Raw genomic sequence first — 13,967 nt, 5'->3', positions numbered from 1 at the left:
ACGTGTTCGAGGTCCAGTCCAGCCTGATGCTCCTGCTGTCGCTCGTGCTGTTCGCCGTGAAGGCGTTCGCGCTCGTCGACTGCGTGCTGCGCGACGCCGGACGCTTCAGCGTCGCCGACTCGCTGCCCAAGAACACCTGGCTCGTGATCCTGGGCCTCGCCGTCGTCGCGCACGCCGTGTTCTGGGCGCCGCTCTCGCTGCTCAACCTCGCCGGGACGGTCGCGGCGCTGGTCTACCTCGCTCAGCTGCGCGGCAGCCACGTCTGACGCCTGCCGTCAGCCGCCCGTCGGGGCGTGACGCCCGCCACGAGACACCGTGCAGGTTCGCCATCGGGCGGCGTCCTCGCTATGGTCGAAAGGTTTTCCCACGCACCTACCCCGCGGGGCGACCGGACGAACGCACGACGACCGAGCTGACGACGACTTCACCGATGGAAGAGGTGGTGCCTCATGAGTACCCGCACCGAGCACGAGCATGCACCCGAGGCAGGGTGGCGACGCAGGATCGACCCCGTGGTCTTCGGGGTGACGGGCGTGGTCGCCATCGCCTTCGTCGTCTGGGGCCTGGTGAGCACCGACGGCCTCAAGGCGGCCTCCGACGCCTCCCGCTCCTGGGTGATCGTCAACACCGGCTGGTTCTTCGTGCTGGTGGCGTCGTTCTTCGTCCTCTTCGTGCTGTGGCTCGCCGCCTCCAAGTACGGTCGGGTCCCGCTCGGCGAGGACGACGAGAAGCCGGAGTTCCGCACGGTCTCCTGGATCGCCATGATGTTCAGCGCCGGCATGGGCATCGGCCTGATGTTCTGGGGCGTCGCCGAGCCGCTGTCGCACTACGCCTCGCCGCCTCCGGGCACCGGAGAGCCGCAGAGCGAGGAGGCGCTGCAGAGCGCCATGGCCTCGACGATGTTCCACTGGGGCCTGCACCCGTGGGCCATCTACGCCGTGGTGGGCATCGCCATCGCCTACGGCACCTTCCGCAAGGGCCGCTCGCAGCTCATCTCCTCGGCCTTCCGCCCGCTCATCGGGCGCCGCGCCGAGGGCCCGGCCGGACGCGTCATCGACATCCTGGCCATCTTCGCGACGCTGTTCGGCTCCGCCGCGAGCCTCGGCCTCGGCGCCCTGCAGATCGGCGCCGGCCTGCAGTTCAACGGCTGGATCGACCAGCCCGGCAAGATCGCCCTCGTCGCCATCATCACCGTGCTGACGGTGCTGTTCATCCTGTCGGCCGTCTCCGGCATCGAGCGCGGCATCCAGTGGCTGTCGAACACCAACATGGTGCTGGCGCTCGCCCTCGCGGTGTTCGTGTTCGTCGTCGGACCGACGCTTTTCATCCTCAACATGCTGCCGACCACGCTGGGCGACTACGCCTCCCAGATGACGGAGATGGCCGTCGCGCACGGCCGCCAGCGGCGACCAGGCGATGGAGGCGTGGCTGTCGAGCTGGACCATCTTCTACTGGGCCTGGTGGGTCTCGTGGACGCCGTTCGTCGGCATGTTCATCGCGCGCATCAGCCGCGGTCGCACGATCCGCGAGTTCGTGACCGGCGTGCTGCTCGTGCCCACGCTCGTGAGCCTCGTCTGGTTCGCGGTCTTCGGCGGGTCCGCCATCTTCGAGCAGCGCGCCAGCGGCGGACTCATCGGGTCCGACGGCTCCGTCGCCTCGGACTTCGCGCTCTTCCAGCTGCTGGAGAAGTACCCCGCAGCCGGCATCACGTCGGTGCTCGTCATGGTCCTCGTGGGCATCTTCTTCGTCTCCGGCGCCGACGCCGCCTCGATCGTCATGGGCACGCTCAGCGAGCGCGGCGCCACCGAGCCGAGCCGGGTCTCGGTCATCTTCTGGGGTGCGCTGACGGGCGCGGTGGCCGCGATCATGCTCGTGATCGGCGGGTCGGACGCGTTGACAGGCCTGCAGAACATCACCATCGTCGCGTCGGTGCCGTTCGTGTTCGTCATGGTCGCGCTCTGCGTCTCGCTGTGGAAGGACCTGCAGAGCGACCCGGTGGTCGTGCGCCACCGCCTCGGCCAGGAGGCGGTCGAGGGTGCGGTGGTCGTCGGCGTGGAGGAGCACGACGGCGACTTCGCGCTCGTCGTCGAGCCGACCGACAGCGGTGCCGAGCCGGCCTCGGACGAGAAGCAGCAGTGACCGTGTGACGACGTCCCGGACCGATGGGTCCGGGACGTCGTCACGTCGGGCGGGCTGTCGGGGCGGGTGCCGGCCGCTGGTGGACTGCTCGGACTCAGGCGCCGAAGGTCGGGGGAGCCTGGTCGAGACGTCCGGGGTGCAGCCAGCGGGTGATGATGACCCGCAGGGTGCTCAGGGCGTCGTCGGCGCGGCGCTCACCGGCGTCCTGCACGTCGGCGTGCGTCCGCAGCAGCGCGGCGAGCCAGAGGCCGGCCTCGCCGGGGTCGAGCTCGCGGTCGGCGGTGCCGTCGCGCATGGCCCCGAGGAGCAGCTCGGTGAGCTCGGACTGCACCCCGGCGTCGACGGTGGCGCGGGTGTCGACGATCTCGTCGACCCGGTCCAGCAGGGCGTCCCAGGCGCTCATGGGAGCAGCCTAGTGGGCCCTGCGCAGCGGATCGGACCGCGTCGCGCGCGTCGCACCTAGAACATCTGTTCGAACCGGCCTATCCTGCTGGGGTGTGGTTCCAGGGTTCGCTGCTCGACGTCGGCGACGAGGCGGTCGTCGGCTCGTTGGGCCCGGCGGTGCAGCGTCGCGAGCTGACGCACGGCGCCTGGGTCGACGTCCGTCCCGGCTGGGTGCAGGGCGCCGACCCGCTGTTCCTCTCCTTGCAGACGGAGGTGCGCTGGCGGGCCGAACGTCGCCAGATGTACGACGAGACGGTCGACGTCCCGCGTCTGCTCGCGCACTTCGGCGCCGCTGACACCCTTCCGCACCCGGCGCTCGTCGCCGCACGCGACGCCCTGAACGTGCACTACGCCGACGAGCTCGGCGAGGAGTTCGTCACCGCCGGCCTGTGCTACTACCGCGACGGCCGCGACAGCGTCGCCTGGCACGGCGACCGCATCGGTCGAGGTCGGGCCGAGGACACCATGGTCGCCATCCTGTCGCTCGGCGCACCCCGCCGCCTCAGCCTGCGGCCCGTCGACCACGGCGCCGGCGACACCATCGGCTTCGTCGTCGGCCACGGCGACCTCCTCGTCATGGGCGGCTCCTGCCAACGCACCTGGGAGCACGCCGTCCTCAAGACCGCCAAGCCTGTCGGTCCGCGCATCAGCGTCCAGTTCAGGCCGCGGGGGGTGTTGTAGGGGCTGGGGCTCGGCGGGGGGCTGCTGCTGCGCTGCTGTCGGGGGTCTGGGCTTGCTGGTGCGCTGCCTCGACTGGCGCTGGGGGTGGTCTCCGAAAGGGCCTCGACCGGACGGCTGGGCGGGGGCGGCGGCTCTGGTTCTCGGGCTGTGGCTCTCGCTGTGGACGCAAGCTTCTGCGTTCGTGCGTGGGACTCCAAGGGTTCTGCGTTTGCTACGGGATCCCGTCGCCAATGCAGAAGCGTTCGGCCTCAAGCGCGTGAAGGAAGCATCGTGGGTGCACTTGGGGGTGGGGTGGGCAGCGCTTCTCCCTTCTCGTGGCACGGTCCACGAGAAGGAAGCATCGTTGCCACGTCTAGCCCGGTCGGCGGTGGATCTGCCACCTGTAGAGCGCTCAGAAGGTGGCAGATCCACCGATGGCCCGCGCAAACGCAGAATCTTGCGCTTACCGCGAGCCACAGCCCGAGAACCAGAGCCGCCGCCGCTCCCAGCCGCCCGGTCGAGGCCCTTTCGGAGCGCAGGTCGACGACAAGCCGCGCCAGCGCAACCCCACCCCAACGAGAAGCCGCGCCGACGCAGCCCCACCCGAGCGAGAAGCCGCCCCGCACCTGCAGGACCCCTCAACGCCACGAGCCCCCGACCACACGGTCGGGGGCTCGTCGCGACGGGCTCAGCGCGCGCGGCGCTGGAGACGTTCGAGGTCGAGGATGACGACCGAGCGGGGCTCGAGGCGCAGCCAGCCGCGGGACGCGAAGTCGGCGAGTGCCTTGTTGACGGTCTCGCGGGAGGCGCCGACGAGCTGGGCCAGCTCCTCCTGGGTGAGGTCGTGGTTCACGTGCACGCCGTCCTCGGCCTTGCGACCGAAACGGCTCGCGAGGTCCAGGAGGGCCTTCGCGACGCGACCGGGCACGTCGGAGAACACCAGGTCGCCGACGACCTCGTTGGTGCGACGCAGGCGACCGGCGAGCTGGTTCAGCAGCGCCAGGGCGACCTCGGCGTGGCTGGACAGCACCGGCGTGAGCGCCTCGTGGCTCAGGCTCTGGACGGTGACGTCGGTGACCGACGTCGCCGTGGCCGAGCGGGGTCCGGGGTCGAAGAACGACAGCTCGCCGAACATCTGGCCGGGGCCGAGGATGGCGAGCAGGTTCTCGCGACCGTCGGGCGACGTGCGTCCGAGCTTGATCTTGCCCTCGGTGACGACGTACAGCTGGTTGCCGTCGTCACCCTCGTTGAAGAGGACCTCGCCACGCTTCAGGCTCAGCGGGGACATCGAGGCCTCGAGGGCTCCTGCGGCGTCGTCGTCGAGACCGGAGAAGAGCGGCGCTTGGCGCAGCACGTCGTCGTTCACGGGCATCCTTTTCGGCTGTTGATTCGGTCACAGTCTGTCCTACCAGGAGCTCGAACGCCACACGCCGGGCCGGTGTCGGTGCCGCCACGTACTCTGACGGCGTGCCACCTGCCGCCCCCGAGGCTCCCGTGAAGCCGCCGACGAGTCTCGTGCGCCGGGCGCGCAAGATCCACCGGGTGCTCGCCGAGACCTATCCGGAGGCCGGCTGCGAGCTCGACTTCCGCACTCCCTTCGAGCTGCTCGTGGCCACCGTACTCTCCGCCCAGACCACCGACCGACGGGTCAACGCCGTCACCCCCGTCCTGTTCGCCGCCTACCCCGACGCCGCGGCGCTGGCGGCGGCCGATCGTACGGCGGTCGAGGAGATCATCCGCTCCACCGGCTTCTACCGGGCGAAGACCGACAGCGTGCTCGGGCTGTCCGCCGCGCTCGTCGAGCGGTACGACGGCGAGGTGCCGGCCCGGCTGCGCGACCTCGTCACGCTGCCGGGCGTCGGTCGCAAGACGGCGAACGTGGTGCTGGGCAACGCCTTCGACGTTCCCGGCCTCACCGTCGACACCCACTTCGCCCGGCTCGTGCGTCGGTTCGAGTGGGTCGACGACGACGTCGCGAAGGACCCGGTCAAGATCGAGCACGCGGTGGGTGCGCTGTTCCCGCGCCGCGACTGGACGATGCTCAGCCACCGCCTGATCTGGCACGGCCGACGCCGCTGCCACGCGCGGAAGCCCGCCTGCGGTGCGTGCCCGGTGGCGCACTGGTGCCCGGCCTACGGCACGGGTCCCACCGATCCCGTGGAGGCTGCGCGGCTCGTCACCACGCAGGGTCGCGCGTGAGACGCCTCGCCGTCGCGGTCGCCGCGCTCGCGCTGCTCCTGGCCGGCTGCTCCGACGTCGAGACGAGCAGCGGCAAGCCGACGTTCGGCGGCGGCTCCCTCGACGGCGGCGACCCGCAGTCCGCGTCGGTACGCAGCGCCGTGCAGGACGCGGGCGTGCGTCCGTGCAGCGACCTCCCGCTCGCCGACGCGAGCGCCGAGGGCGACGGTGCGCTGCCGACGCTCGAGCTGCCCTGCCTGGGCGGCGACGGCAGCGTCGACCTCTCCCGGCTGCGCGGACCGGCGGTCGTCAACTTCTGGGCGAGCAACTGCAAGCCGTGCCGCGAGGAGCTGCCCCTGCTCGCGCGGCTGGACCGCGACACCGGCGACCGGCTGACGGTCGTCGGCCTCGACGTGCGCGACGCCGACCCCGACGCCGCGGTCGCGCTCGCGCGACGCTCGGGCGTCACCTACCCGCAGCTGTCCGACCCGACGTTCCGCACCCGCGGCGCGTTCCGGGTGCTCGGACTGCCGCAGACGGTCTTCGTCGACGCGCAGGGCAGGATGGTCGCCACCGAGCGGGTGCCGTACACCTCCTACGCCGACCTGACCGGTGCCGTCCGTCGACACCTGGAGGTGCAGCCGTGAGTCCTGAGTCCTCCGCCGGCTCGTCGTCGCCCGGTGGCGTGGCCGACGGCCTGCCGGAGTGGCTGCGCCCGCTCGCCGAGCTCGCCGGCTCCGTGCAGGCCGAGCAGCTCGCGCCCCGCTTCCCGCACCCGCCGGCCGACGCCCGCCCGGCCGCCGTCCTCATCTGCTTCGCCGAGGGGCCCGACGGCCCCGAGCTGCTGCTCACCGAGCGGGCGCCGACGCTGCGCAACCACGCCGGTCAGATCTCGTTCCCCGGTGGTGCGTGCGACCCCGGCGACGCCGACGCGGCCGCCACGGCGCTGCGCGAGGCCCACGAGGAGGTCGGGCTCGACCCGGCCGAGGTGACGGTGTTCGGCACCCTGCCGACGCTCTGGCTCCCGCCGAGCAACTTCGCGGTCACCCCCGTCCTCGGCTACTGGCGCAGCCCCCGACGACTCGCCGCCGTCTCGGCGGCCGAGGTGGGACGCGTCCTGCACCACCCGCTGCACCTGCTGGTCGACCCCGAGCGGCGGTTCAGCGTGGAGCACCCGTCCGGATGGCGCGGCCCGGCCTTCGAGATCGGCACCGAGATGCCGCTGTGGGGGTTCACCGCCGGCATCATCTCCCGTCTGTTCGAGCGGCTCGGCTGGGCCCAGCCCTGGGACGAGTCGGTCGTCCACCCGCTGCCCACCCCACCCCAGGAGCGCCCGTGAGCTCGCTCGACCTCGTCATCGCCGTCGTCGTGGTGGCGTACGCCGTCTCCGGCTACCTGCAGGGCTTCGTCGTCAACCTGGTGGCCACGGCCGGTCTCGTCCTCGGCGGGCTCGGCGCCATCTGGGTCGTGCCGCACCTGCTCGACCGGCAGAACGGCACCCTGACGACGTCGCTGCTGGCGCTCGGCCTGGTCATCGGCGCCGCGGCGATCGGTCAGGCCATCGGCACCTACATCGGCACCGACCTGCGCGGGGGGCTCACCGCGGGTCCGCTGCGCACGGTCGACGCCGTCGGCGGGGCCGCGCTGAGCGTCGTCGGCGTGCTCATCGCGTCGTGGGCGCTCGGCTACGCGGTCAGCGGCACCTCGATCCCGTGGCTGGCGAAGGCCGCACGCGACTCGACCGTGCTCGCGAAGGTCAACGACGTCATGCCGTCGACCGCCACCGACACGCTGCGTGCGTTCAGCCGCACGCTCGACGCCAACCTCTTCCCGCGCTACATCGACCCGTTCGCCGACGAGAAGATCGCCGCCGTCGGCCCGCCCGACGCAGCCACCCTGTCCCAGCCGGGCGTGCAGCAGGCCTCACGCAGCGTCGTGAAGATCGTGGGCTCCGCCGAGTGCGGCCGGGGGATCGAGGGGTCGGGCTTCGTGTACGCGCCCGGCCGGGTCATGACCAACGCGCACGTCGTCGCGGGCGTCGACCAGCCGGTGGTCACCGTGGAGGGCGAGCGTCGCCTCGACGGTCGGGTCGTCGTGTTCGACCCCGAGCTCGACCTCGCCGTCATCGCCACCGACGACCTCGGCGTGCCGGCGCTGCGGTTCGACACCCAGGGGACGGCGGGCCAGGAGGCGGCCGTGCTCGGCTACCCCGAGAACGGGCCCTTCGACGCACGGGCGGCCCGCATCCGCTCCCAGCTCACGCTGCGCAGCCCCGACATCTACGACCGGGGTCAGGTGCTGCGCGAGGCGTTCTCCGTGCGCAGCCTCGTCCGCTCCGGCAACTCCGGCGGCCCGCTGGTCTCGACCGACGGCACGGTGCTGGGCGTCATCTTCGCGGCGTCGATCTCCGACAGCTCCACCGGCTACGCGGTCACCGCGGAGCAGGCGCAGGACGACGCACGCGCCGGCCGCTCGGCGACCCAGCAGGTCGACACCGGGCGGTGTGCGTGATGCGCGGGTTCCTGGCGGCGGTGTCCGGGCTCGTGGCGGTCGTCGCGCTCGCGGTGACGCTGCCGTCCGCGTGGGTGGCGGCGTCGGTGGCCGACGAGGACGGGTTCGTCTCCCTGTCGCGCGACGTGGTCACCGACCGTGCGGTGCAGGACGCGGCCTCGGACCTGCTGACGACGCGGCTCGAGCGCGAGGCCGGCCTGCCGCCGCAGCTGGCCGAGACCGGGCGCCGGCTGCTCGAACGGGCCACCGACCGCGTCTTCGACGACCAGCAGCTGTCCGGTGCGTGGGCGCAGACGCTGCGCCGCACCCACGCCGCGCTGCTCGACGACCCCTCCGCGGGCTCGGGCCAGGTGCCCGTCCCCCTCGACCTCGCGCCCCTGGCACGGCTCGCCGCCGAGCGCACCGACGGCCTCGTCGACGCCCCCGACCGGCTCGTGGTCGAGCTGCCCGGCGGACCCGACGCGCGGGCGCTGCGTCTGGTCGACCGGTCCCCGGGAATCGCGCTGGCCGCCGGCCTTGTCGCGGCGGTCGGGGCGCTGGTGGCGGTGCTCGTGGCCCGGCGTCGTGGTGTGGCGCTGGTGTGGCTCGGCGTGGGCGCCGCGGCTGCCGCAGGGCTCGACGCGGGCCTCGCGCGCCTGGCCCGTGAGCGGACGGTCGACGCCTCCACCGGCGACGGCCTGCAGACCGCGCTGGTGCGCGCGCTCGCCGACGTCGGCGTCACGTCGTTCGACGGCTGGCTCGTGTGGACGGCGCTCGGCGGCGCCGTGCTCGCCGTGCTCGGCGTGGTCGTCGCCCTCGTCGGGCGACGCACCGCCTGACCCCCGTCGCGAGATTCCCAGGTCGACCTGGGAATCTCCACCGAGCGTGGGAATCTCACGCAGGCCCGGAAAGCTTTCCGGGTATCGCTGGGATTCCCGTGCTCCGCGACCGGTTCCGGCCCCCGGGTGAGGGGGCCAGCGGGTCAGCGCCGGGGAGCGGCGTGCTGGCCCTTCAGGGCGCTGGGGATCTTCTTGGCCGTGTCGATGGTCTTCTGCGGCGCACGGATCTTCTTGATGAGCCGCACGCCGACGAGCACGAGCACGACGGCCAGCAGGACGTAGACGCCGGCGACGATGAGGAAGCACCATGCGGGGTGCAGGCCGGTCATGCTGAGGAAGAACGCGAACGCGATCGAGACGAAGATCAGGACGAGCAGGCCGAGGAAGCCGGCCACGGCGAACAGGGCCGCGCCCACGCCGCCGGCCTTCGCGCTCACCACGAGCTCGCTCTTGGCGAGGGCGACCTCGGCCTGGACGAGGGCGGAGATGTCGCGGCTGGCGTCGGCGACCAGCCGGCCGACCGTGGGCTCGTCCTGCTCGGGCAGCATCGGTCGCACGGGCTCGCGGTTCGCTCGCTGACGGTCGCTCATGGAGCCGAGCCTACAAGCGGGAGCCGGTGGTGCGCGCGGCCACCGGGGCCGGCGACGCCGTGGGCGGTCAGGCGCCGAGCAGACGCAGGAGCACGCCGGCCACGGAGGCGCCGGCGATGACGGAGGCGGAGAACACGAGGTCGAGGCGGGTGGTGGTGTCCATGGCTCCAGCGTGTCCGGGCCGGGTGAGAGGACGCTGAACGGAACCTGGCCGTCACCTGTCGGTCCGAGGACACCTGGAGGACGCCCGCGCACGCACGACGCCCCGCGACCCGGGGGTCGCGGGGCGTCGGGAGGCGTGCCTCAGTCGTCGTCGGCCTTCGCGCCGCTCATGCCGGCCGTGATGAGGTCCATGACGGAGGAGTCGGCCAGCGTCGTCGCGTCGCCGACCTCGCGGTTCTCGGCGACGTCGCGCAGCAGGCGGCGCATGATCTTGCCCGAGCGGGTCTTGGGCAGCTCCGGCACGACCATGACCTGCCGCGGCTTGGCGATCGGGCCGATCTCCTTGCCGACGTGGTTGCGCAGCTCGGCCACCACGTCCTCACCCCCCATCCGGACCAGTACCGTCGCCCGCGGACTCGCGCAGGATGACGAACGCGCACACGGCCTGACCGGTCGTCTCGTCGGCCGCGCCCACGACGGCCGCCTCGGCCACCTTCGGGTGCGAGACGAGCGCCGACTCGATCTCGGTCGTCGACAGCCGGTGGCCCGAGACGTTCATGACGTCGTCGACGCGTCCGAGCAGCCAGATGGCGCCGTCGTCGTCCTTCTTCGCGCCGTCGCCGGCGAAGTAGTAGCCCTGGGCCTTGAACCGCGACCAGTACGTGTCGACGTAGCGGTCGTCGTCGCCCCAGATGGTGCGCAGCATCGATGGCCACGGCTCGGTGATCACGAGGTAGCCGCCCTCGCCGTTGCCGACGGGCTCGCCGGCGTCGTCGACGACCTCGGCGCTGACGCCCGGGAAGGCGGTCATGGCGGAGCCGGGCTTGGCGGCGGTGACGCCGGGCAGTGGCGTGATCATGTGGGCGCCGGTCTCGGTCTGCCACCAGGTGTCGACGATCGGGGCGCTGCCGCCGCCGATGTTCTCGCGGTACCAGACGTAGGCCTCGGGGTTGATCGACTCACCCACGGTGCCGAGCACGCGCAGGCTCGAGAGGTCGTGCTCGGCGGGGATCTGCTCGCCCCACTTCATGCACGTGCGGATGGCGGTGGGCGCCGTGTAGAACAGCGAGACCTTCTTGTCGGCGATGATCTCCCACCAGCGACCCTTGTGCGGGGTGTCGGGCGTGCCCTCGTAGAGCACCTGCGTGGCGCCGTTGGCCGTCGGGCCGTAGGTGATGTAGGAGTGGCCGGTGATCCAGCCGACGTCGGCGGTGCACCAGTAGACGTCGTCGTCCTTGTGGTCGAAGGTCGCCCAGAACGTGTAGGCCGCCTGGGTCAGGTAGCCGGCCGACGTGTGCAGGATTCCCTTGGGCTTGCCGGTGGTGCCGGAGGTGTACATGACGAACAGCGGGTGCTCGCTGTCGAACTCGGTGTACGCGTGCTCGGTCGAGGCGGCGTCGACGACGTCGTGCCACCACACGTCGCGGCCCTCGGTGAGGTCGACCTCGTCCCCCTCCTCGGACCGCCCGGTGCGTCGCACCACCAGCACGTGCTCGACGGGCGAGGCGTCGCCGAGCTTCGCCAGGGCCTCGTCGACGGCCGGCTTGAGCGACGACGGCTTCCCGCGTCGGTAGCCGCCGTCGGCGGTGATGACGAGCTTGGCCTCGCAGTCCTCGACGCGGCTGGCGAGCGCGTCGGAGGAGAACCCGCCGAAGACCACGGTGTGCACGGCGCCCACCCGGGCCGACGCGAGCATGGCGATCACGGCCTCGGGGATCATCGGCATGTAGATGGCGATGCGGTCGCCGGCCTGCACGCCGAGCTCGGTGATCGCGTTGGCGGCCTTGGACACCTCGTCCTTGAGCTCGGCGTAGGTGAGGTCGCGGGTGTCGCCGGGCTCGCCGACGAAGTGGATCGCGACCTTGTCGCCGCGGCCGGCCTCGACGTGGCGGTCGACGCAGTTGTAGGCGACGTTCAGCCGGCCGCCGACGAACCACCGCGCGAACGGCGGGTTGGTCCAGTCGAGCACCTCCTCGAAGTCGGTGCCCCAGGTCAGGCGGTGCGCGGCGTCGGCCCAGAAGCCGAGCCGGTCCTGCGCGGCACGGTCGTAGACGTCGGCGGTGACGTTGGCCTGCGCGGCCAGCTCGGCCGGCGGCTCGAAGACGCGGTCCTCGCGGGACAGGTTGCTGATGCCGTGCTCGCTCACTACTTCTCCTCGGGTGGGGGATACCTCTGCATCGTTGCGCACGTCACAGGGTCGTTCAACTGGGGTTGCGGCGAGGTTGGTCCCGCCGCGCGCCGGACGCTCGACGTCGGCCGGCGCCGGCGCCGGGAGCGCTGGTGCGTCCCGGTGCCGGCGTCGGCCCGCGCCTCAGGGTCGGCGGCTCACTTCTCGGCGCCCGCGCCGGTCAGCGAGCGCACCTGCAGCTCCGCGAAGCGTGCCTCGCTCTCGGTCTCCTTCGACGTCACGGTGCCCAGCCAGCCCATGAGGAAGCCGAAGGGGATCGACACGATGCCCGGGTTCTGCAGCGGGAACCACGCGAAGTCGACGTCCGTCAGCAGGGCGGTCTCCGAGCCCGACACGACCGGGCTGAAGATCACCAGGCCGACCGCCGACACGAGGCCGCCGTAGATGCTCCACGTGGCGCCGCGGGTGTTGAAGCGCTTCCAGAACAGGTTGTAGAGCAGGGCCGGCAGGTTCGCCGACGCCGCCACCGCGAACGCGAGCGCCACGAGGAACGCGACGTTCAGGCTCTGTCCCGGGATGGCCAGGGCGATCGCGACGCCGCCGATGACGAACGCCGCGATGCGGGCCACCTTGACCTCCTGCTCGCCCGTGACGTCGCCCTTCTTGATGACGCTGGCGTAGAGGTCGTGCGCTACCGAGGAGGCGGACGTCAGCGTGAGCCCGGCAACCACGGCGAGGATCGTCGCGAACGCCACGGCCGAGATCAGCGCGAGCAGGATCGCACCCCCGGTCGTGCCGGACCCGCCGCCCACGGCCTCGGCCAGCAGCGGCGAGGCCAGGTTGCCGCCCGACTCGACGACACGCTCCTTCGCGTCGCCCGTGACGAGCGCCGCGGCGCCGAAGCCGAGGATGAGCGTCAGCAGGTAGAACGTGCCGATGATGCCGATGGCCCACAGCACCGAGACGCGGGCCTGCTTGGCGGTGGGGACGGTGTAGAACCGCACGAGGATGTGCGGCAGGCCCGCGGTGCCGAGCACGAGGGCGATGCCGAGCGAGACGAAGTCGATCTTGCTCGTGAGGCTCACGCCGTACTTGAGGCCGGGCTCGAGGAAGGCGCTGCCCTGCCCGCTGTTCTCCGCAGCGGTCCCGAGCAGGTCGGAGAGGTTGAAGTCGAACTTCGCCAGCACGAGTGCCGAGATGAGGATCGTGCCGAACATCAGCAGCACGGCCTTGACGATCTGCACCCACGTGGTGCCCTTCATGCCGCCGAAGACGACGTACACGATCATCAGCACGCCGACGCCGGCGATCGTCAGGTTCTTCGCCGCGGCGGAGTCGACGCCGAGCAGCAGCGCCACGAGGGCGCCCGCGCCGACCATCTGCGCGAGCAGGTAGAAGATCGAGACCACGATGGTCGACGTCGCGGCGGCGGTGCGCACGGGCGTCTGGCGCATGCGGTAGGCGAGCTGGTCGGCCATCGTGAACCGGCCGGAGTTGCGCAGCAGCTCGGCGATGAGCAGCAGGGCCACCAGCCAGGCCACGAGGAAGCCGATCGAGTACAGGAAGCCGTCGTAGCCGGACAGCGCGATCGCGCCGGAGATGCCGAGGAACGACGCCGCCGACATGTAGTCGCCGCCGATGGCGAAGCCGTTCTGGAAGCCGCTGAACGACCGGCCGCCCGCGTAGTAGTCGGCGGCGGTCTTGGTGTTGCGGCTCGCCCAGAAGGTGATGCCGACGGTCAGGAGCACCACGAGGACGAACAGCGTGGCGGTGAGCGCCTGGTGGTTGCCGGAGGCGGACGCCGCGAGGAGCGCGTCGGTTCGGTTCACCGTCCGACCTCCCGCTCGAAGTCGTCGAGGAGGCCGGCGGCGATCGGGTCCATCGCCCGCGCGGAGTAGCGCGCGTAGACCCAGGCGATGCCGAAGGTCGTGACGAACTGCAGCAGCCCGAACAGCAGCGCCACGTTGATCGTCCCGAACACCTGGGTGCCCATCACGCCGGGCGCCCAGTTCGAGCACACGACGTACAAGAGGTACCAGAGCATGAAGCCGACCGTCATCGGGACGACGAACCTCAGGTAGTTGCTGCGGAGCTGCGTGAACTCCTCGGAGTCGTGGATGCGCTCGTAGGCCGCATGGACCTCGGGCGTGAGCTTCTCGGCCACGGGGGACACCTCGCTTCTCGGGACCGGCGCGCACCGGGTGTGACGCGCGTCCCACCGCAGGACGCTAGAAGCGCCAAGCACTGTGCGCCAGGTCACAACGCCGGCGGTGCGCCCGGGGCGCCGCTGGCTGCGCCGTGCGGCGGGCCGCCCTCGACGAGCGGTCGGTGCGGCGC

At 71.8% G+C, this 13,967-nt stretch carries 13 protein-coding genes and 2 pseudogenes; 9 read left to right on the top strand and 6 right to left on the bottom strand.

Features of this window, described 5'->3' with window-relative positions; translation table 11 throughout:
- Positions 1–2 precede the first annotated feature (2 nt).
- The 3 genes and pseudogenes from QE370_RS01870 to QE370_RS01860 all read left to right on the top strand — a co-directional run bounded on the left by QE370_RS01870 (position 3) and on the right by QE370_RS01860 (position 2,139).
- Entirely contained in the window at positions 3–266 is a 264-nt protein-coding gene (locus QE370_RS01870; protein WP_067860083.1) for a DUF2516 family protein, read from the top strand.
- A 183-nt stretch (positions 267–449) separates the two neighbouring features.
- Positions 450–1,334 (top strand): annotated as a pseudogene (locus QE370_RS01865) (BCCT family transporter); the annotation flags it as partial.
- Between the two features lie 82 nt (positions 1,335–1,416).
- The gene (locus QE370_RS01860) at positions 1,417–2,139 is read left to right on the top strand and encodes a BCCT family transporter (RefSeq protein WP_309633198.1); all 723 of its coding nucleotides are present in this window, start codon (positions 1,417–1,419) and stop codon (positions 2,137–2,139) included.
- 94 nt (positions 2,140–2,233) lie between these two features.
- Here QE370_RS01860 and QE370_RS01855 read toward each other — a convergent pair whose 3' ends face one another.
- Complete coding sequence (locus QE370_RS01855; protein ID WP_253024174.1) at positions 2,234–2,542, bottom strand: hypothetical protein; 309 nt, start codon at positions 2,540–2,542, stop codon at positions 2,234–2,236.
- Between the two features lie 92 nt (positions 2,543–2,634).
- On the opposite strand from QE370_RS01855, the gene QE370_RS01850 reads away from it, so the two are divergent.
- Positions 2,635–3,264, top strand: coding sequence for an alpha-ketoglutarate-dependent dioxygenase AlkB (locus tag QE370_RS01850; protein WP_396127788.1), 630 nt, complete (start codon positions 2,635–2,637; stop codon positions 3,262–3,264).
- 667 nt (positions 3,265–3,931) lie between these two features.
- On the opposite strand, the gene QE370_RS01845 is transcribed toward QE370_RS01850, so the two are convergent.
- Positions 3,932–4,615 carry a Crp/Fnr family transcriptional regulator gene (locus QE370_RS01845; protein WP_253024178.1) on the bottom strand — a complete coding sequence of 228 codons (684 nt, stop codon included), beginning with the start codon at positions 4,613–4,615 and terminating at the stop codon, positions 3,932–3,934.
- A gap of 95 nt (positions 4,616–4,710) precedes the next feature.
- On the opposite strand from QE370_RS01845, the gene nth reads away from it, so the two are divergent.
- Genes nth through QE370_RS01820 form a run of 5 tightly spaced genes read left to right on the top strand, consistent with a single transcriptional unit; the run spans position 4,711 to position 8,750 of the window.
- Positions 4,711–5,442 (top strand): endonuclease III, encoded by a 732-nt coding sequence (nth, locus tag QE370_RS01840; RefSeq protein ID WP_309633197.1) that lies wholly within the window; start codon positions 4,711–4,713, stop codon positions 5,440–5,442.
- Entirely contained in the window at positions 5,439–6,068 is a 630-nt protein-coding gene (locus QE370_RS01835; RefSeq protein WP_253024182.1) for a TlpA disulfide reductase family protein, read from the top strand. The genes nth and QE370_RS01835 overlap by 4 nt, the downstream gene beginning before the upstream one ends.
- The gene (locus QE370_RS01830) at positions 6,065–6,760 is read left to right on the top strand and encodes a CoA pyrophosphatase (protein WP_309633196.1); all 696 of its coding nucleotides are present in this window, start codon (positions 6,065–6,067) and stop codon (positions 6,758–6,760) included. Before QE370_RS01835 ends, QE370_RS01830 begins: the two co-directional genes overlap by 4 nt.
- Entirely contained in the window at positions 6,757–7,932 is a 1,176-nt protein-coding gene (locus QE370_RS01825; protein ID WP_309633195.1) for a MarP family serine protease, read from the top strand. The genes QE370_RS01830 and QE370_RS01825 overlap by 4 nt, the downstream gene beginning before the upstream one ends.
- Positions 7,932–8,750 carry a hypothetical protein gene (locus QE370_RS01820; RefSeq protein ID WP_309633194.1) on the top strand — a complete coding sequence of 273 codons (819 nt, stop codon included), beginning with the start codon at positions 7,932–7,934 and terminating at the stop codon, positions 8,748–8,750. The genes QE370_RS01825 and QE370_RS01820 overlap by 1 nt, the downstream gene beginning before the upstream one ends.
- A gap of 143 nt (positions 8,751–8,893) precedes the next feature.
- On the opposite strand, the gene QE370_RS01815 is transcribed toward QE370_RS01820, so the two are convergent.
- From QE370_RS01815 to QE370_RS01800, 4 genes and pseudogenes are all read right to left on the bottom strand, one after another.
- A complete protein-coding gene (locus tag QE370_RS01815) occupies positions 8,894–9,340 on the bottom strand; it encodes a phage holin family protein (protein WP_253025044.1) in 447 nt (148 codons plus the stop codon).
- Positions 9,341–9,643: 303 nt separating this feature from the next.
- Positions 9,644–11,648: pseudogene (acs, locus tag QE370_RS01810) on the bottom strand (acetate--CoA ligase).
- Positions 11,649–11,827: 179 nt separating this feature from the next.
- Positions 11,828–13,459 carry a cation acetate symporter gene (locus QE370_RS01805; protein ID WP_309633193.1) on the bottom strand — a complete coding sequence of 544 codons (1,632 nt, stop codon included), beginning with the start codon at positions 13,457–13,459 and terminating at the stop codon, positions 11,828–11,830.
- Entirely contained in the window at positions 13,456–13,794 is a 339-nt protein-coding gene (locus QE370_RS01800) for a DUF485 domain-containing protein (protein ID WP_309633192.1), read from the bottom strand. The genes QE370_RS01805 and QE370_RS01800 overlap by 4 nt, the downstream gene beginning before the upstream one ends.
- Positions 13,795–13,967 lie beyond the last annotated feature (173 nt).

It is taken from the genome of Aeromicrobium sp. SORGH_AS_0981, from assembly GCF_031453195.1.
Classification (GTDB): Bacteria; Actinomycetota; Actinomycetes; order Propionibacteriales; family Nocardioidaceae; genus Aeromicrobium.
This window is presented reverse-complemented; position numbering and strand designations above follow the sequence as displayed.